At 66.1% G+C, this 16834-nt stretch carries 18 protein-coding genes; 4 read left to right on the forward strand and 14 right to left on the reverse strand.

Going from position 1 to position 16834, the window contains the following annotated elements; genetic code table 11:
• From AC5P99_RS21285 to AC5P99_RS21350, 14 genes are all read right to left on the reverse strand, one after another.
• A partial coding sequence (locus tag AC5P99_RS21285; protein WP_482995120.1) for a flagellin N-terminal helical domain-containing protein occupies nucleotides 1–140 on the reverse strand: 140 nt, incomplete at its 3' end.
• 72 nt (nucleotides 141–212) lie between these two features.
• Nucleotides 213–1433: a flagellin gene (locus AC5P99_RS21290; RefSeq protein ID WP_005413267.1), complete on the reverse strand. Its 1221-nt coding sequence runs from the start codon at nucleotides 1431–1433 to the stop codon at nucleotides 213–215.
• A gap of 417 nt (nucleotides 1434–1850) precedes the next feature.
• Nucleotides 1851–3053, reverse strand: a complete 1203-nt coding sequence (flgL, locus tag AC5P99_RS21295; RefSeq protein ID WP_088435878.1) for a flagellar hook-associated protein FlgL — start codon at nucleotides 3051–3053, stop codon at nucleotides 1851–1853.
• Nucleotides 3050–4930 carry a flagellar hook-associated protein FlgK gene (flgK, locus tag AC5P99_RS21300; protein WP_005413269.1) on the reverse strand — a complete coding sequence of 627 codons (1881 nt, stop codon included), beginning with the start codon at nucleotides 4928–4930 and terminating at the stop codon, nucleotides 3050–3052. The genes flgL and flgK overlap by 4 nt, the downstream gene beginning before the upstream one ends.
• 8 nt (nucleotides 4931–4938) lie before the next feature.
• A complete protein-coding gene (gene flgJ / locus AC5P99_RS21305; RefSeq protein ID WP_150359803.1) occupies nucleotides 4939–6138 on the reverse strand; it encodes a flagellar assembly peptidoglycan hydrolase FlgJ in 1200 nt (399 codons plus the stop codon).
• Nucleotide 6139: 1 nt separating this feature from the next.
• The gene (locus AC5P99_RS21310; protein WP_315973972.1) at nucleotides 6140–7282 is read right to left on the reverse strand and encodes a flagellar basal body P-ring protein FlgI; all 1143 of its coding nucleotides are present in this window, start codon (nucleotides 7280–7282) and stop codon (nucleotides 6140–6142) included.
• A 2-nt stretch (nucleotides 7283–7284) separates the two neighbouring features.
• Nucleotides 7285–7977: a flagellar basal body L-ring protein FlgH gene (gene flgH, locus AC5P99_RS21315; protein WP_049451294.1), complete on the reverse strand. Its 693-nt coding sequence runs from the start codon at nucleotides 7975–7977 to the stop codon at nucleotides 7285–7287.
• Between the two features lie 22 nt (nucleotides 7978–7999).
• Nucleotides 8000–8785 carry a flagellar basal-body rod protein FlgG gene (flgG, locus tag AC5P99_RS21320; RefSeq protein WP_088435880.1) on the reverse strand — a complete coding sequence of 262 codons (786 nt, stop codon included), beginning with the start codon at nucleotides 8783–8785 and terminating at the stop codon, nucleotides 8000–8002.
• 102 nt (nucleotides 8786–8887) lie between these two features.
• Nucleotides 8888–9637 (reverse strand): flagellar basal body rod protein FlgF, encoded by a 750-nt coding sequence (locus AC5P99_RS21325; protein ID WP_005409572.1) that lies wholly within the window; start codon nucleotides 9635–9637, stop codon nucleotides 8888–8890.
• Between the two features lie 32 nt (nucleotides 9638–9669).
• Nucleotides 9670–10893: a flagellar hook protein FlgE gene (gene flgE, locus AC5P99_RS21330; RefSeq protein ID WP_005409573.1), complete on the reverse strand. Its 1224-nt coding sequence runs from the start codon at nucleotides 10891–10893 to the stop codon at nucleotides 9670–9672.
• 32 nt (nucleotides 10894–10925) lie between these two features.
• Nucleotides 10926–11609: a flagellar hook assembly protein FlgD gene (locus tag AC5P99_RS21335; protein WP_262091402.1), complete on the reverse strand. Its 684-nt coding sequence runs from the start codon at nucleotides 11607–11609 to the stop codon at nucleotides 10926–10928.
• Between the two features lie 23 nt (nucleotides 11610–11632).
• A complete protein-coding gene (gene flgC, locus AC5P99_RS21340; protein WP_010485892.1) occupies nucleotides 11633–12040 on the reverse strand; it encodes a flagellar basal body rod protein FlgC in 408 nt (135 codons plus the stop codon).
• Nucleotides 12041–12043: 3 nt separating this feature from the next.
• On the reverse strand, nucleotides 12044–12439 hold the full coding sequence (gene flgB, locus AC5P99_RS21345) for a flagellar basal body rod protein FlgB (protein ID WP_005409576.1): 396 nt from the start codon (nucleotides 12437–12439) through the stop codon (nucleotides 12044–12046).
• 137 nt (nucleotides 12440–12576) lie between these two features.
• Nucleotides 12577–13521 (reverse strand): chemotaxis protein, encoded by a 945-nt coding sequence (locus AC5P99_RS21350; protein ID WP_005409577.1) that lies wholly within the window; start codon nucleotides 13519–13521, stop codon nucleotides 12577–12579.
• Nucleotides 13522–13820: 299 nt separating this feature from the next.
• On the opposite strand from AC5P99_RS21350, the gene flgA reads away from it, so the two are divergent.
• The 4 genes from flgA to AC5P99_RS21370 all read left to right on the forward strand — a co-directional run bounded on the left by flgA (nucleotide 13821) and on the right by AC5P99_RS21370 (nucleotide 16502).
• A complete protein-coding gene (gene flgA / locus AC5P99_RS21355) occupies nucleotides 13821–14477 on the forward strand; it encodes a flagellar basal body P-ring formation chaperone FlgA (protein WP_088437034.1) in 657 nt (218 codons plus the stop codon).
• A gap of 75 nt (nucleotides 14478–14552) precedes the next feature.
• Nucleotides 14553–14858: a flagellar biosynthesis anti-sigma factor FlgM gene (gene flgM / locus AC5P99_RS21360; protein WP_005409579.1), complete on the forward strand. Its 306-nt coding sequence runs from the start codon at nucleotides 14553–14555 to the stop codon at nucleotides 14856–14858.
• Nucleotides 14855–15193, forward strand: a complete 339-nt coding sequence (locus tag AC5P99_RS21365) for a flagellar protein FlgN (RefSeq protein ID WP_005409580.1) — start codon at nucleotides 14855–14857, stop codon at nucleotides 15191–15193. The genes flgM and AC5P99_RS21365 overlap by 4 nt, the downstream gene beginning before the upstream one ends.
• Before the next feature lie 91 nt (nucleotides 15194–15284).
• Nucleotides 15285–16502 carry an ATP-binding protein gene (locus AC5P99_RS21370; protein ID WP_005409581.1) on the forward strand — a complete coding sequence of 406 codons (1218 nt, stop codon included), beginning with the start codon at nucleotides 15285–15287 and terminating at the stop codon, nucleotides 16500–16502.
• Nucleotides 16503–16834: the final 332 nt, after the last annotated feature.

Consider the following 16834-nt stretch of genomic DNA (forward strand, 5'->3'; position numbering starts at 1 on the left):
CCGGCGGCGTCGTCCTTGGCGCTGTTGATGCGCGAACCGGAGGACAGGCGCTGGATGGTGGTGGCCAGCGAGCTGCCGCTGGTGCTCAGGTTACGCTGAGCATTCAACGACATCGTATTGGTGTTGATGACTTGTGCCATGAGGAGAGGTCCTTGAGCGGTTGCACGTGAGTTGGGTTAGACGCCCCCGACGTGCCCCGGGGGCGGCTCATGTCAGCGCTGCAACAGGCTGAGCACGTTCTGCGGTACCTGGTTGGCCTGGGCCAGCATGGCCGTACCGGCCTGCTGCAGGATCTGGGTGCGGGTCAGTTCGGCGGTTTCCTTGGCGAAGTCGGTATCGCGGATGCGGCTGCGCGAGGCCGACAGGTTCTCCGAGGAGGTCTGCAGGTTGGCCACCACCGAGGTGAAGCGGTTCTGGATCGCGCCGAGGTCGGCGCGCACGCTGTTGACCGACTCGAGGGCCTTGTCGACGATCGACAGCGCCTTCTGCGCACCTTCGGCGGTGGTGACGTTCAGGTCCTTGACGAAGTTGGCCGTGGCGCCGGTCAGCAGGCCGCCGTTGGTGCTGGTTTCGGTCAGGCCCAGGCCGGCGATGGTCGCGGCGGTGGCGCCGGCCGGCGGGGTTGCGGCACTGACGCCCAGGGTGAAGGTCTGGCCGTCCTTGACCGAGGCCAGGCTGATCACACCGGCATTGACCGAGGCCATGACGCCGGTTTCACCCAGCTTGTTGTTGATCGCGGCAGAGGTGGCCGAAGTGATCGATTCGCCCGCCTTCACGGTGAAGTCGTTGATGGTGACCGTGGTGGCGGTGCCGCCCGGCGGGGTCACCGAGATCTGCAGGCCGGAGTAGGTGGTGTCGGCGGTGGCCTTGTCGGCGGCGGCCAGGCTGGTGCCGGTGTAGCCGTTGGCGAAGGTTGCCGCGCCCAGCGAATCGGCCTTGGCGTTGACCACGCTGTTGATGGCGATGGCCTGGCCGGCGTTGGCGCCGACCTGGAACAGCTGGCTGGTGAAGGAGCCGTCCAGCAGCTTGGTGCCGTTGAAGTCAGCCTGCTTGGCCACGCGGTCGACTTCCGAGACCAGCTGGGTCACTTCAGCCTGCAGGGCCTTGCGGTCGCTGGCCGAGTTGGTGGCGTTGGAGGACTGCACGGCCAGTTCACGGATGCGCTGCAGGTTGTTGCCGACTTCGCTCAGCGAACCCTCGGCGACCTGGGCCAGCGAGATACCGTCGTTGGCGTTGCGGATGGCCACGTCCAGACCGCGGATCTGGGTGGTGAAGCGCTCGCTGATCGCCAGGCCGGCCGCGTCGTCCTTCGCGCTGTTGATGCGCAGGCCGGACGAGAGGCGCTGGATGGTGGTAGCGAGCGAGCTGCCGCTGGTGCTCAGGTTGCGCTGAGCGTTGAGCGACATCGTATTGGTGTTGATTACCTGTGCCATGGGGTCGTCTCCTCTTATATGGAACCCGTTGGTGAATGAAACGAAGCGCCGCCTGTTTTTTTGTGTGGCTGTGTGCTTCGCTGTTGCCAAATGAATAACGGCGCTTTGTCAACAACCTTTAGCCGTGAATTCCGTCGACGCTGAAATCCGGTGCCGGAGGCTGTTTTTCCGGGGTTTTCCAGCCCTGGCCGGGCGTGAAGGCGACCCCGGAAGGGGCGGTTGGGCATGCCCAACCAGCGCTGATGAAGGTATCGGCGGGGCAGGGCCGGGCTTGATGGGCAATCACGGAAAATGCGTGCAGCACGTTTCCGGTAGCGCCAGCCCACGCCCGGCGAGCGCGACGGAACGGGCACGCAGAAACGAAAAAGGCCGCGATGCAGGGCATCGCGGCCTTTCAGGGGTGACGCAGGAGATGCGTCAGCGGATCTTGTTGAACAACGACATCGACTGCATCTGCGAGAAGATCGTCTGTGCCGCCTGCAGCGCGGTGCTCTGCAGCTGGTACTGGCTCAGTGCATCGGCATAGTCCAGGTCGCGCATCTGCGACAGCGTGGTCTTCAGGGTCACGCTGTTGGCTTCACGCATGTCGGCGGCATTGTCCAGTGCCTTCAGCTGCGCACCGCCGGCCGCACGCGAATCGATCATCCGCTCCGACGCACGGGCCACATCGCGCAGGGCGCTCTGCAGTTCGTTCTGCTGCGCGCTCATCTTGGCGGTGGTGCCGGTGTCGGCATCAAGCGCGGCAATCAGCTTGTCCATGGTGTCGAAGATGTCGCGGCTGGTTGCCGGCTTCACACTGAAGCTGTCACCGGCAGCGGGTGCGCCGGTGATCTGCAGGCGGACTCCGTTGACTTCCACGTTGTCACCGGCCTTGAACGTGCCGGTGCCGGTCACGTTACCAGCGCCGTCCAGTACCTGGTACTGGTCGGCGGCGGTGAAGCGGATGCTGAAGGACTGGCCGTTCCAGCTGTCGCTGCCATCGCGGGTGATGTTGGTCAGCACGCCGTTGCCGGTATTGCCGGCCGCGGCGACACCATCGACGAAGCCGTCGCCGGTAGGAATGCGCATGAAGATTTCGCTGCCGGGCAGGGCATCCCGCACATAGGTATCGGGGCCGACTTCAATCTGGCGCTGGGTCTGGTCGCCACGGTAGACCACCTTGCCATTGATCTTGGCGAACGGCGGATCGCCATCGTTGGTGCCGCCGAACACGTAGCGGCCGGTGCCGTCGTCGGCGTTGGCCAGCGACAGCAGGCCCTCGCGGATCTGGTTCAGTTCGGTGATCAGCGTTTTCTTGTCGGCGGCGCCCAGTGCCGGATTGCTGGCCTGGATGGTCAGGTCGTTGACGCGCGCCATCAGGTCGTTGACCTGGGCCAGGGCGTTCTCCTGTACGCCCAGTCGGTTCTGCACGTTGCCGGCATTGAGTTTCATCCGGTCCAGTGCGGCCAGGCTGCGGTCAAGCCCGACCGCCGCACCAGCGGCAACCGGATCGTCCTTGGCGCTGACGATCTTGCTGCCGGTGGCGATCTGCTGCTCCAGGTGGCTGAGCTTGGCCTGCTTGGCCATCATCAGCGACACGGACTGGTTGAACATCATGCTGGTGGAGATACGGCTGCTCATCGACGGACGGCTCCCAGGATGGTCTGGAACATGCTGTCGGCGGTGGAGATCAGCTGTGAGGCTGCCTGGTAGGCCTGTTGCAGGCGCAGCATGTCGGCCGCCTCCTCGTCCAGGTTGACGCCGGATACCTCATCGCGCGCTTCCTGCGCCTTGTCATTGATCACCAGCTGCGCTTCCAGCGAATACTCGGCCGAGCGGGCGGCTGCACCGACCTGGGTGGTCAGGCCACCCAGGGCGCCGTTGAGGGTGACCGTGCCGCTGTTGAATGCCTTGGCGCTCTCCACCTTGGACAGCCTGGAGGCGTTGCTGTTGTCCGACGAGCCCGCCGGAGTCGGGGTGATGTTGAAGGTGTCGCCGACCTTCGGCGCACCGTCCAGCACGAAGCTCCAGCCGTTGGCACTGATGGTCTGGCCGGGCGTGTAGGTCTGCGGCGGGCCCCCATCGATGGTGTAGGTGGTGGCCGAGGTGAACACGATCGCGGCCGGATTGCGCAGGTTGGCGTTGGTCGAATCGCTGACGGTGACACCGCTCAGCTTGCCGGTGCCCGTGTTGGACGTCGCCGCCGCGCCCTTCACCGCAGCGGCAGCGGCGATGCGCGACGGATCGGTGATCGCCACTTCCATGCTGCCAGCCACGCCTGCGGTCGGCTGCAGCAGGAAGCGGTCGTTGGCCGCCGGGGTACCGCCGACCACCAGCTTGACGCCGTTGATCACCAGTGGATCGGCGGCCGTACCGGTGCCGGTCAGCGGAACGTTCGCACCGGTGTCGGCACGACTGGCCTTCCAGTTGGTGCCATCGAACTGCAGCACCACGTTCTGCGCGTCCAGCTTGCCGAGGTCGCCGTAACTGGCGCTGAGGCTGGCGGTGCCGGTGTTGGCATTGTTGGCGGTGACGCGTGGATTGCCGATGTTGAAGAAGTCACCCCCGAGCTGGCCATACAGGTCCACGCCCTGGTGATGCACCTGGTTGAAGCTCTCGGCCAGGCCTACCGCCAGCTTGCCCAGCTCGGCCTGGGCAGGCGTCAGCACGGTGTCGCGGAATTCCAGCAGGCCGCCGATCTGGCCACCGACCGCCTTCGGGTCGAGCCGGATGGTGTTGCCCTGCGTTTCCAGCGCCAGCTGCAGGCGCTCCGGCTGGTACGGGTCGGCCACGGTGGTGACCTTGGTCGCCGTGGTGCCCACCACCAGCGCGTTTCCGCCAGCGGTATAGACATTCATGATGCCGCCGTCCTGGATCACTGCGGTGCCACCGGTGTAGCCGATCAGCTGGGTGATCAACTGGTCGCGGCGGTCGAGCAGGTCCGGTGCGGCGGTAGCGATGTTGGTGCCTATCGCACCGTTGATCTGCGCGATCTCCTGCGCCAGCCGGTTGACCTCGGTGGCACCGGCCAGCAGGCCGTTGTTGACCTCGCTGTTGAGGTTGTTCAGGTGCGTGTTGAGCTGGACGAAGCGGTTGGCCAAAGCCTTGCCACCATCCAGCATGTTCTGGCGGTCGGCGGTGCCGGCCGCGTTGGACGACAGGCCGCTGACCGAATCGAAGAACTTCGACCAGACGCCGGACACGTTGGTTGCCGCGTCGGAGAACAACGAATTGACCCGGTCGGCCATGCCGGAGAGCTGCTTCAGGCGCGCCAGCTCGCCGCTGCTGTCGAGCAGGCGCGAGATCGCCAGCTGGTCGGCGGTACGGCGGATGTCGGTGATGCGGGTGCCGTTGCCGACCGTGCCGTAGCCGTAGTTCTGGGGATCAGCCGTGGCGAAGTTGACCTTCTGCCGGCTGTAGCCCGGGGTATTGAGGTTGGCCACGTTGTGGCTGGTGGTCGCCAACGCACGCTGGAAGGCGAGCAGGGCACCGGTACCGGTGGAAAGTACGCTGGACATGGGGTTCCTCAACGACGGGTGATACCCAGCGCCGCGGTTGCGGTGCTGGCGAAGGTCTGGCCAAGGCGCGAGCCGGCATCGGCCACGGCGCTGACGGCGCGCTCGATGGTCGGTCCGCCGGCGATCGCGGCGATCTTGGCCGCGTAGCGCGGGTCGGTGGCATAGCCGGCGCGCTGCAGGCCACGGGCGAAGCCCTGCACGTCGGTGCCGGCCTGCAGGGCCTGCTGGTAGCGCGGGCTGGTCTTCAGCAGGCGCACGTAGTCGGCAAAGCTCTCGGCCGGCGAACTGTAGGCACGGAAGCTGGCGGTCTCGTTGCGGCGCACGCCATCGACGTACTCGTGGGTGCCGGCCACGGCGCGCTGGCCGTTCCAGCCATTGGCCTTGATGCCGAACAGGTTGTGCGAGGTGCTGCCGTCGGCATGCTTGATGTGGCGCTTGCCCCAGCCGGTTTCCAGCGCCGCCTGGGCGACCAGGGCGCGGGCATCCACGCCCAGTTCCTTGGCCGCACGCTGCGCGTGCTGCCAGATGCTGGCGACGAAGCCTTCCGGGGTGTGTTCACCCAGCTGCGCGACGGCGGTGCGGGTCGCCATCGCATCGGCCGGGCTGATGGCCGTGCCGCGGTTGCTGGCGGTAGCCGACCACTGGTCGCTGTTGGCAGCCCAGTCGTCGCCTTGCAGGCCGCCGATGTAAGGATCTTCGGTACCCAGCGAGCGGTGCATGCTGCTGCTTTCGCGCCCGGCGATCAGGTCCAGCGCCTGTTCCATCGGTGCAACCGCCGCGTGTGCGCCGGACTGCGCGCCGGCGGCCATCTGCTGCAGCAGGCGCACGGCCTGGCTGCCGTCTTCCAGCGGCAGCGACGGTGCCGGCTTGGCCGGTGCATTGAGCTGATAGGCACGGCTGGCCTTGGCCGGGTCCACGCGGGTATCCAGTGCCGGGCCATCGGCGGCCTGGCCGGACAGCTGCCGGCTGATCATGCCGGACAGGCCAAGGCCCTTGCCGCGGGTCATCGCCTCGGCAATCTTCTGGTCGTACATCTCGCGGAACATCTTGTTTTCGCCGGGGAACAGCGAGTCGCCGAAGCTGGCGTCACGCATGCTCTTGACCAGCATCTGCGCGAACTGGCCTTCCAGCTGGCGCGCGACCTTGTCGATCTTCGCCGGATCGTTCTGTTGTGCCGGGTGCAGATCGAATGCGGGATTGATGCGCATATCAGATCACCTCGAGCTCGGCACTCAATGCGCCGGCCTGCTTCAGGGCTTCCAGGATCGCGATGAGATCGCCTGGTGCTGCGCCCACGGCGTTCACCGCGTGCACGATCTCGTCCAGGGTGGTGCCGCCGCTGAACTTGAACATGCGGCTGCCGTCGTTGGTGGCGGTGATGGTCGACTGCGGGCTGGCTACGGTACGGCCGCCGGACAGCGCATTGGGCTGGCTGACGTTGGTGTTCTCCTGGATGGTCACGGTCAGCGAACCGTGCGAGATCGCGGCAGGTCCCACGCGCACCTGCTGTCCGATGACCACGGTGCCGGTACGCGAATTGACCACCACCTTGGCCGGAGCGCTGCCCGGGGTCAGTTCCAGATTCTCGATGCGCGCCAGCAGGCCGATGCGTGCGCCCGGATCGGTCGGCGCGGTAACCGCCACGGTCACGCCGTCGACCGCACGCGCCGCACCGTCGCCGAACGCATTGTTGAGCGCAGCGACCATGCGCGAGACCGTGGTGAAGTCATTGTTGTGCAGGTTCAGGGTGATCTCGCCGCCGTTGGCCAGCGGATCGGGCAGCGCACGCTCCACGGTGGCGCCATTGGGAATACGGCCGACGCTGGGCACGTTCACCGAGACACGGGAACCATCCTTGCCCTGTGCACCAAAGCCGCCCACGATCAGGTTGCCCTGGGCGATGGCATAGATCTGGCCGTCGGCGCCGCGCAGCGGGGCCATCAACAGCGAACCGCCACGCAGCGAGACCGCGTTGCCGATCGAGGACACGGTGATATCGATCGGCTGGCCCGGCTTGGCGAACGGCGGCAGTTCGGCGTGGATCGCCACCGCCGCCACGTTCTTCAGCTGCGGATTGACGTTCGGCGGAACATTCACGCCCAGCTCGCCGAGCAGGTTCTTCAGGCTCTGCACGGTGAACGGCGCCTGGCTGGTGCGGTCGCCGCTGCCGTCCAGGCCCACCACCAGACCGTAGCCCACCAGCGCATTGCCACGCACGCCACCGACCTGGGCCAGGTCCTTGATGCGTTCGGCGCTGGCAGGCGCAGCCATTGCCAGTAGAAGGAAGAATGATCCGTAGAGCGACGCCATGCGTCGTTGCCACGTAGAAGAGAAGAGAGCTTTCATGGCCATACTCAGAACGGCGTCAGGCCGGAGTTGAAGAAGCGGCTCAACCAGCCCATCGCGTTGGACTGCGCGACAGGGCCGCGGCCGCCGTAGACGATGCGTGCCTCAGCCACGCGGCTGGAGGGCACGGTGTTGTCCGCGCTGATGTCACCGGGGCGCACGATGCCCTGTACCTGCACCAGCTCGTCGCCCTGGTTCAGGCGCAGGTTCTTCTGCCCCTGCACCACCAGGTTGCCGTTGGGCAGGCGCTGCACCACGGTCACGGTCACGTTGCCCTGCAGGCGGTTGCTCTGCGCGCTGTTGCCCTTGCCGGTGAAGTCACGCGCGCCCTTGGCCGTCGCACTGAGGATGTCCTTGCCGCCCAGGGTGACCGGCGCACCGAGGATGGACGGCGTGCCCAGGCTCAGGTTCGATTCCTTGTTGGTGGCGGTATTGGCACTGGTCTGCGCGGTGGTGTTTTCCAGCAGGGTGATGGTCAGCAGGTCGCCGACATCGCGCGCGCGACGGTCCGAATACAACTGCAGGGTCGGGCCGGCCGCGTAGATCGCGCCGGCGGTCGGTTCGGCCTGCGGTGGCATGATCGGCTGGATCGGTGCCATTGCCGGATAGGGGCGCACATCGCCGGCAATGACGCAGCCACCGAGCAGGGCAGCCAGGGAGCAGGCGAGGGCAGTGCGGGCGAAGTTGGAAATGGGCGACATGGCAGTTTCCCGGTTTGGCCGGTCAGAGCTTGTTGTTGAGATAGCCGAGCATCGAATCGGTGGTGGAGATCGCCTTGGCGTTCATTTCGTAGGCGCGCTGGGTTTCGATCATCGACACCAGCTCTTCCACCACGTTGACGTTACTGCCTTCCAGCGCACCCTGTTCGACGATTCCGAGCCCATTCATGCCGGGATTGCCGCTCTGCGCCGGGCCGGAAGCGGTGGTCTCCAGGTACAGGTTCTGGCCACGCGCCTGCAGGCCGGCCGGATTGACGAAGTCGGTCAGGGTCAATGCGCCGACTTCCACCGAGGCTGCGCCGTCGGCCATCTTCACGCTGATGGTGCCGTCGTTCCCGATGGTCACCGACTGGACGCCTTCGGGAATCTGGATGCCGGGCTGCACCGGGTAACCGCTGTTGGTGACCAGCTGGTTGTCCTGATTGAGCTTGAACGAGCCATCTCGGGTATAGGCCGAGCTGCCATCGGGCATCTGCACTTCGAAGAAGCCACGGCCATTGACCATCACGTCGAGGGCGCGACCGGTCTGCTGGGGAGCGCCCTGTTCGAAGTTCTTGGCGGTGGCGACCACGCGCACGCCGGTGCCGAGCTGCAGGCCGGTCGGCAGCTGCGTCTGCGCCGACGAGGAGCCGCCGGGCTGGCGCACCTGCTGGTACAGCAGGTCTTCAAAACTGGCACGGTCCTGCTTGAAGCCGGTGGTGTTGGTGTTGGCGAGGTTGTTGGAAACCACCGACATGCGCATCTGCTGCGCATCCAGTCCGGTTTTCGCGATCCACAATGCCTGGTTCATCTTCGGTGTCCTGTCTGGTGAAGCCGGCCGCGTGGTGCGGCCCTTGAATGTGGGTGTGCAAGCGGTGTGCCAGCGCCGCTGTCAGGCGGCGCCGGAATTCCGTCAGCTGCCCAGGCGCAGCATGCTGTTGGCGCTGCGCGCGTTTTCGTCGCCGTGCTTGATCACCTGCACCTGCATTTCGTACTGGCGCTGCAGCTGGATCATCTGCACCAGCGCGCCAGCGGCGTCCACGTTGCTGCCTTCCAGCTGGCCGCTGTGCACGGCCGTGCCCTGTGCCGGGGCGAACGGCTGGCGCGGGTCGGTGTTGCGGAACAGGCCATCCAGGCCACGCTCAAGGCGCTCGTCCGGCGCCTGCACCACTTTGATGCGGCCGATCTGCGCCATCGTCTGCGGGCCTTCGCCCTGCGGGATGATCGAGAGCGTGCCGTCGGCACCGATTTCCATCGCCTGGTAAGGCGGAATGGCGATCGGGTTGTTGTTGTCATCCAGTACCGGACGGCCGCTGGAGGTCACCAGCTGGCCGTTCGGCGTCACCGACAACGCCGCGCCGCGCGTGTACGCCTCGCTGCCGTCGCTGGACTGCACGGCCAGCCAGGTGCCGGTCTGCAGGGACAGATCCAGCGGCTTGCCGGTGATGTGCTGCGAGCCGGGCGTACGGTTGAAGCCGGCGTCGACGTGCAGCGCATCCACCCGCGAGGCAAAGCCCGGGCCCTTGATCGGGAAGGCTTCGGTATTGGCCAGCGCTTCCTTGAAGCCAGGGGTGTCCGAGTTGGCGAGGTTGTGGCTGAGCGTTCCCTGCGCCTGCAGGGAGGCGCGGGCACCGGTCATCGCCACGTAAAGGGCTTTATCCATGCGGGGAGTTCCGTGACAGGGTCAGCAGCTCATCAACGGATGTTGATGACGGTCTGGGTGATCTGGTCCTGGGTGGTGATCATCTGCGCGTTGGCCTGGAAGTTGCGCTGCGCGGTGATCATGTTGACCAGCTGCTCGGTGAGGTCGACGGTGGATGCTTCCAGCGAGCCTGCCTGGATCTTGCCGAGATTGGAGGTGTCCGGCATGCCGGTGCGCGGGGTGCCCGAGCTGAAGGTGTCCACCCACAGGTTGTTGCCCTTCGATTCCAGGCCCTGCGGATTGTTGAAGGTGGTCAGCGCGACCTGGCCCAGCGGCTTGTCGGCGCCATTGGAGTAACGCGCGTAGACCACGCCGGTTTCCGACACGGTGATCTCATTGAGCTTGCCGGCGGCGTAGCCATCCTGCTGGGTGTTGCGCAGCGCGAACTTTTCGCCGTACTGGGTCGAGCCGCTCACGTCCAGCGTCATGTTCAGCACGCCGGCACCGGTGGTCGGGGTGAAGGTGCCGAGGCTGACCTTGCCGTCCGCCGGTGCGGTCAGCTTGCCGCTGTTGTCGAAGGTGACCGGGGTCGGCGCGCCGGCCGGCTGGCCGTCCACGTAGTTGCGCACGGTCCACTCGTTCGGGTTGGCACCCTTCACGAAGTACGAGACCTGGATGTGGCTGACGCCCAGCGAGTCGTACACGGTGATGCCGCCGCTGGAGTGGTTGTAGCTGTTGGAGTCGGTCGGATCGAAGGTGGTGACCGTCGGCTGCTTCGCGTTGGCCGGCAGGGTAAAGCCGACCTTCACTTCGCTGGTCTGCTTCGGCGGGCTGTCGGTGGTGAGCAGCTGCAGGTCGACCATGCGGCCGGCATCGAAGTTGGTGCCATCGGCATTCGGCGCGAACACCTGCAGGCGTGCGCCCTGAGGGTTGATCACGTAGCCGGACGGATCGGTCTGGAAATTGCCGGCGCGCGAGTACACGCGGGTACCGTTCATGTTCATGGTGAAGAAGCCTTCACCGGAAATGGCCATGTCCAGGCTGCGGCCGGTCTGTTCGTTGTGGCCCTGCTTGAACTGCTGGGCAACGTTGGAGACACGGACGCCCGAACCCACGGCGTTCTTTGACAGACCATAGCCGGTGGCCGAGAACAGATCGGCGAACTCGGCGCGCGATTCCTTGAAACCGGTGGTGTTGACGTTGGCGACGTTGTTGGCGGTGACGCTCAGGTCGGAATTGGCGGCATTGATGCCGGACAGCGAGACATTGAAGCCCATGGGATGCTCCTGGTAAGTGCGGGGTGTGCGGCTCAGCTGACGCGGAGCACGTAGTCGATCGGGGCCGTGCCCAGGCCCTTGAGGTTCAGGTACAGGCCGTCGGAACCGACGGTCACGCTTTCCACCGGTGCCTGCACGTAGGTGGACAACTTGGTGCTCTTGCCGGCGGTATCGACGTGGTTGGCAACGATGGAGTACTTGCCCGGCTCCATGCGCTTGCCGTTGGCATCCTTGCCGTCCCACTGGAACGCAGTCTCGCCGGCGGCCTTGGCTTCCACGCTCAGCGAGGTGACCTTGGCGCCGGTGGCATCGGTGATGTCGACGGTGATGATGCCGGCCGAAGGCGCGGCCACCGTGCCTTCAACGTTGCCTTCCTTTTCCAGCACCAGCTTTTCCGACGGCACCAGCACCTGGTGGCCGACCAGCGCCGCACCACGCAGCACCTGGTCGCTGGCCATCGATTCCTGGAAGCCCTTCACCGTCTTGTTCAGATCGGTGATGCCCTGCACGGTGGACATCTGCGCCATCTGCGCGACCATCTGCGTGTTGTCCATCGGCTTCAGCGGATCCTGGTGCTGCAGCTGTTCGGTCATCAGGCGCAGGAAATCGGCCTGGTCCAGCGTGTTCTTCTTCTTGGTGGCGTTGCTGTTCGGGGCGTTCAGACCGAGTGCGGTGTAGACGTCCTGGTTGGTCTGGTTGTTGATGGCGGTGGTCATGGCGGTATCCGGTACTGCGGGCCTCAGCGGCCCATGGTCAGGGTGGCCAGGGCCAGTTCCTTGGCGGTGGTCAGCATCTCCACGCCGGCCTGGTAGTTGCGCGAGGTCGAGATCAGGTTGACCATCTGCGCCACCGGGTCGACGTCGGGCTGGTAGATGTAGCCATCGCCATCGGCCAGCGGGTGGCCCGGCTCATAGCGCTTGATCGGCGCGGCCTCGCTCTGGGTGATCTCCTTCACCTTCACCGAGGTGATGTTCGGATCGTTCTTGCTGGTGACGGCCTGGAAGATCGGCTCCAGCGGCTTGTACACCGCGTCGGCGGAACCGGCGACGGTGTCGGCGTTGGAGAGGTTGGAGGCGATGGTGCTCATGCGCACCGACTGCGCCTGCAGCGCGGAGCCGGCGATATCGAAGATCGGCAGGTTGCTCATGGCTTATTGCCCCGTGATCGCGGTCAACATGGAACGCACCTTGCTCTCGACGAAGCTGAGCGAAGCGCGGTACTCGAGCGCGGCGCGGCCATAGGCCGCACGCTCGGCATCGGGATCGACGGTGTTGCCGTCCAGGCTGGGTTGCACGCCTTCGCGCGCGATCTGGAACGGGTTCAGGCCACTACTGATTTCGTAGTGCTGCTCATGGGTGGTGGCCATCAGGCCATTGGCATCCTGCCCCTGGGCATGGCGCAGGGCGGCGTCGAAGTCCAGGTCCTGGGCCTTGTAGCCGGGAGTGTCGGCATTGCCGAGGTTGCTGGCGATCAGCTTCATCCGCTGTTCGCGCAACGGCATGGCCTGGGCATGGACGCCCAGGTAGTCGGTAATCAGGTTGCGCACGGTGCACTCCCACGGGAACGTTGCCCGGGAAGCTGCAAGGGGTGTGCCAAATTCGAGAGGGTAGTGCCGGCCGCTGGCCGGCTCCCCGATGGATCTGCGGTTGCCGGCCAGCGGCCGGCACTACCGGATCAGTGGCCTCAGGCCGCCAGCGCCACCTTGCGCAGGCGGTCCAGCACGAAATCGGCCAGCTCGTGCGGCGAGTACTTGGCGACGAAGGCGTTGGCGCCCACGCGCTCGACCATGGCGTTGTTGAAGACGCCCGACAGCGAGGTGTGCAGCAGCACGTACAGGCCGGCCAGGCCCGGATGGCGCCGGATTTCCGTCGTCAGCGTATAGCCGTCCATGGCCGGCATCTCGATGTCCGAGATGACCATGGCATAGCGCTCGGCCGGGTTCTCGCCCGAGGCGTGGATCTGCAGCAGATGGTCCAGCGCCTGCTTGCCGTCGGAGAGCAGGGTGGCACCCACGCCCAGCTGGTCGAGCACGCTGCGGATCTGCTGGCGGGCAACGCGCGAGTCATCCACCACCAGCACCTGCAGCTGCGGGCCGTCGGAGGGCATCGCCATCGCCGGATCGAGCACCGCCTCGCCGCGCACCTGGGCAATGTCCGCCAGCACGCTCTCCACGTCGATCACCTGGATCAGTTCACCCTGGAAGCGGGTCACGGCGGTCAGGTAGCTCGATTCGGCGCCCAGTTCCGGCGGCGGGTGGATGTCTTCCACCGCGATGTTGACGATGCGCTCCACGCCGCTGACCAAAAAGCCCTGGATCGAGCGGTTGAACTCGGTGACGACCAGGTAGCCGGGCGAGGTGTCCGCCTCCGGCTCGCGCTCGGGATGGCCGATCGCCAGGCCGAGGTCCAGCACCGGCACCGAGCGGCCGCGCACGTCGGCCACGCCGGAGAACTGGCTGGGCAGTCCGGGCACCTGGAACAGTTCCGGGCGCCGCAGGACTTCCTGCACCTTGAAGACATTGACGCCAAAAAGCTGACGTCCGCCGAGACGGAACAGCAGCAGCGCCAGGCGATTGTGGCCGGCCAGTCGGGTCCGCTGGTCGATCCGGTTGAGCAGGTCATGGGACATGGCTGCTGTATCGGCGGGGTAGGCGCCGAACTTGAGGGCGCTCTGCCGCCCACGCGCTCCACACCGCTTCTGTAGAGTCGACTGTTAGTCGACTGCTCTTCTAGCAGACTGCTCTTCTAGCAGACTGCTCTTCGCGGTCGACTGCTCTTATCCGATCGCGGGAACCCCCGCGCTTCGCGCGAAAGTCGACTGACGCGAAAGTCGACTAACAGTCGACTCTACACATCCCCATCCCGAGGCCTCGTCTCTGGCACACACCTTGCACGCAGCTGGGCCAGGTCCCATCGACAGGAGGCGCCATGCGCCGGGTCACATCTCTATTGGCCATCGCGCTTGCCCTGGCCTCGCCGTGGGCGGCGGCCGCCGACTGGCAACCCGTAGCCAGCATCCGCACCGCAGCGTTGTCGACGCTGCCGACCGGCAGCGAGGGTGAGGCCCAGGTGGCCGATGCGCTGCGCCTGCCCAAGTGTGGCGGCGCGCTGCAGGTGCAGCCTACCGCCAACACCACGGTGGAGGTCAGTTGCCCTGATGCGGGGGGCTGGCGCCTGTTCGTGCCGGTGAAGGTGCGGCGCAACCAGACCGTGCTGGTGCTCAATCGTGGAATCGGCACTGGAGAAACCCTCACCGCCGCCGATATCACCACTGCCCAGCGTGACGCTGCCCGGATTGCCGGCGCGGTACTGGCCGATCCCAATGCAGCGATCGGCCGCATCGCCCGCCGTCCGTTGCAGGCCGGAGCCCTGCTGTCGAACAACGACCTGGTGGTTCAGCGTCTCATAAAGCGAGGAGACAATGTAGCCCTAGTGTCGCGTCGCGGTTCGGTCGAGGTCCGCATTGCCGGCCGTGCGATGGGTGATGCCGGTGAGAACGAGCGGGTCTCGGTCGAGAACCTGTCCTCGCGGCGGATCGTGCAGGGCACGGTCGATGCCGCAGGTGACGTAATCGTGGCGCGTTGAATTACCGCAAAATATCCCTAAAGATCACGGCCCTGCGGCCGTTATCCCTTGTGAACGGCAACTCCAGGACACCCCATGAGCCAGAAAATCGACGGCAACCTGCAGGTCCCCCAAGCACTGCGCAGCGTGACGACCCCGGCCAACAAGCCCGGCGTCAGCACCGATGCGGCGGCGCGCCCGGTCGAGGCGGCCGACAGCCTGCGCCTGACCGGCGAGGCCACCAATCTGCAGGCCATCGAGCGTGAGCTGACCACCGCCCCGGCGATCGACGCCCAGCGCGTGGCCGCCGTGCGCGAGTCGCTGCAGAACGGCACCTACAAGATCAATCCGGACGCGATCGCATCGCGCATGCTCGATCTGGACCAGCAGCTGCACGGATGACCGCGGCGATGAGCGAGCCGCTGCAGCGCCTCGCCCAGGCCCTGGACGTTGAACGCCAGGCCCTGGTCGAGCACGACGTACACGCCTTGATCCGGGCCACCGGCGCCAAGCTGGAAGCGCTGCGTGCGCTGGAAGGCGCGCCGCCGGTGGGGCAGGGCGAGCAGCTGCAGGAACTGGCCGAGCGCAACCGCGCCAATGGCGTGCTGCTTTCGCGGCGCCGACGCGAAGTCAACTGGGCATTGCGCCAGTTGGGCCGTACCGAAGACGCCTCGGCCTATGACGCCAAGGGCCAGTCACACACCGTCACTGCCCGCCGCCCACTCGCCGTCGCCTGACGCGACGGCGGTCGCACTACCCACCCCCGCGGGCTGAAGCCCGCTGCGTGACCGCGTATATTGGGCGCCTGTTCGAACGTCCCGAGTCGCCGTGTCCGCTGCCAACGCCCTGGTTACCGCCCCCCTTCCGCCGCAGCCGGTGCTGCAGGCCCTGCTTGAGCGCCTGCGCGAAGGGCTGCTGCTGTTCACTGAAGACGGGCAGGTGGCGCTGGCCAATCCGGCTGCGCAGAACCTGTTGGCCGGTGGGGAGGACGGTGCATTGCCGCCGCAGCGGCTGCGTGAGCTGCTGCCACCCGATGCGCTGGAACAGGCGCGGCAGCATGGTCACTGGAACGGCAGCCTGCCGCTGGGGGAGGGTGTGGTCATCGCCCACCTCTACCACCACGGCCCGGTCGGCCAGGGGCACTTCCTGGCGTTGTTCCGCCATATCGAAGGGCAGGAAGACTACGAGCGCGAACTGCAGCAGCGCCATGCCGAGCTGCGCCAGGCCTACCTGCGCCTCAACGGTACCCAGGAAAAGCTGCTGCAGTCGGAAAAGATGGCGTCCATCGGCCAGCTCGCTGCCGGTGTGGCGCACGAGATCAACAACCCGATCGGCTACGTGCACTCCAACCTGGGCAGCCTGCAGGAGTACCTGCGCAGCCTGTTCACGGTGATCGAAGCCTACGAACGCGCATTGCGGGCGCCGGACCCGAAGGCGCTGATCCCGGAAATCGACGATATCCGTGACCGCCTGGACATCGATTTCATCAGCCGCGACCTGCCGCAGCTGATGGCCGAATCGCGCGAAGGCATCGAACGGGTGACCCGCATCGTGCGTGACCTGAAGGACTTCTCGTATTCCGGCCGCGACGAATCGTGGAAGCTGGTCGACCTGCACGCGGGGCTGGAATCGACCATCAACATCATCTGGAACGAGCTAAAGTACAAGGTCACCCTGGTGCGTGAGTTCGGCCAGCTGCCGCTGGTGGAGTGCCTGCCGTCCGAGTTGAACCAGGTCTACATGAACCTGCTGCTCAACGCCGGCCACGCCATTGCCGAGCGTGGCACGATCACTGTGCGTACCGGTGTCGACGGTGACCAGGTATGGGTCGAATTTGAAGACACTGGCGGCGGCATCTCGCCGGAACTGCGCCAGCGCATCTTCGATCCGTTCTTCACCACCAAGCCGGTGGGCAGCGGTACCGGCCTGGGCCTGTCGATCTCCTACAGCATCATCAACAAGCACCATGGCCGCATCGACCTGGACAGCACCCCGGGCGTGGGCTCGCGCTTCCGCGTGGTGCTGCCGGTGAAGCAGCCGCGCTGACCGCTTCGGGTAGTGCCGGCCGCTGGCCGGCAACCCCATTGAACCGGGCATCGAGAGCAGCCGGCCAGCGGCCGGCTCTACCAGGTCTTGTCCCCGACCGGGTTCGCGCTTCGGGTAGTGCCGGCCGTTGGCCGGCATCCTCATTGAATCCGGCATCGAGAGCAGCCGGCCAGCGGCCGGCTCTACCAGGTCTTGTCCCCGACCGGATTCGCGCTTCGGGTAGTGCCGGCCGCTGGCCGGCAAGCTCATTGAACCGGGCATCGAGAGCAGCCGGCCAGCGGCCGGCTCTACCAGGGCTTGTCCCCGACCGGGTTTGCGCTTCGGGTAGTGCC

The organism is Stenotrophomonas sp. YJH_SMC_80, assembly GCF_059372495.1.

What these genes read in the sequence shown, in the direction of transcription:
- AC5P99_RS21290 (WP_005413267.1), bottom strand. Translation starts at nt 1,433, where the DNA reads ATGGCACAGGTAATCAACACCAATACGATGTCGCTCAACGCTCAGCGC.
- flgL (WP_088435878.1), bottom strand. Translation starts at nt 3,053, where the DNA reads ATGAGCAGCCGTATCTCCACCAGCATGATGTTCAACCAGTCCGTGTCG.
- flgK (WP_005413269.1), bottom strand. Translation starts at nt 4,930, where the DNA reads ATGTCCAGCGTACTTTCCACCGGTACCGGTGCCCTGCTCGCCTTCCAG.
- flgJ (WP_150359803.1), bottom strand. Translation starts at nt 6,138, where the DNA reads ATGCGCATCAATCCCGCATTCGATCTGCACCCGGCACAACAGAACGAT.
- AC5P99_RS21310 (WP_315973972.1), bottom strand. Translation starts at nt 7,282, where the DNA reads ATGGCCATGAAAGCTCTCTTCTCTTCTACGTGGCAACGACGCATGGCG.
- flgH (WP_049451294.1), bottom strand. Translation starts at nt 7,977, where the DNA reads ATGTCGCCCATTTCCAACTTCGCCCGCACTGCCCTCGCCTGCTCCCTG.
- flgG (WP_088435880.1), bottom strand. Translation starts at nt 8,785, where the DNA reads ATGAACCAGGCATTGTGGATCGCGAAAACCGGACTGGATGCGCAGCAG.
- AC5P99_RS21325 (WP_005409572.1), bottom strand. Translation starts at nt 9,637, where the DNA reads ATGGATAAAGCCCTTTACGTGGCGATGACCGGTGCCCGCGCCTCCCTG.
- flgE (WP_005409573.1), bottom strand. Translation starts at nt 10,893, where the DNA reads ATGGGCTTCAATGTCTCGCTGTCCGGCATCAATGCCGCCAATTCCGAC.
- AC5P99_RS21335 (WP_262091402.1), bottom strand. Translation starts at nt 11,609, where the DNA reads ATGACCACCGCCATCAACAACCAGACCAACCAGGACGTCTACACCGCA.
- flgC (WP_010485892.1), bottom strand. Translation starts at nt 12,040, where the DNA reads ATGAGCAACCTGCCGATCTTCGATATCGCCGGCTCCGCGCTGCAGGCG.
- AC5P99_RS21350 (WP_005409577.1), bottom strand. Translation starts at nt 13,521, where the DNA reads ATGTCCCATGACCTGCTCAACCGGATCGACCAGCGGACCCGACTGGCC.
- flgA (WP_088437034.1), top strand. Translation starts at nt 13,821, where the DNA reads ATGCGCCGGGTCACATCTCTATTGGCCATCGCGCTTGCCCTGGCCTCG.
- flgM (WP_005409579.1), top strand. Translation starts at nt 14,553, where the DNA reads ATGAGCCAGAAAATCGACGGCAACCTGCAGGTCCCCCAAGCACTGCGC.
- AC5P99_RS21365 (WP_005409580.1), top strand. Translation starts at nt 14,855, where the DNA reads ATGACCGCGGCGATGAGCGAGCCGCTGCAGCGCCTCGCCCAGGCCCTG.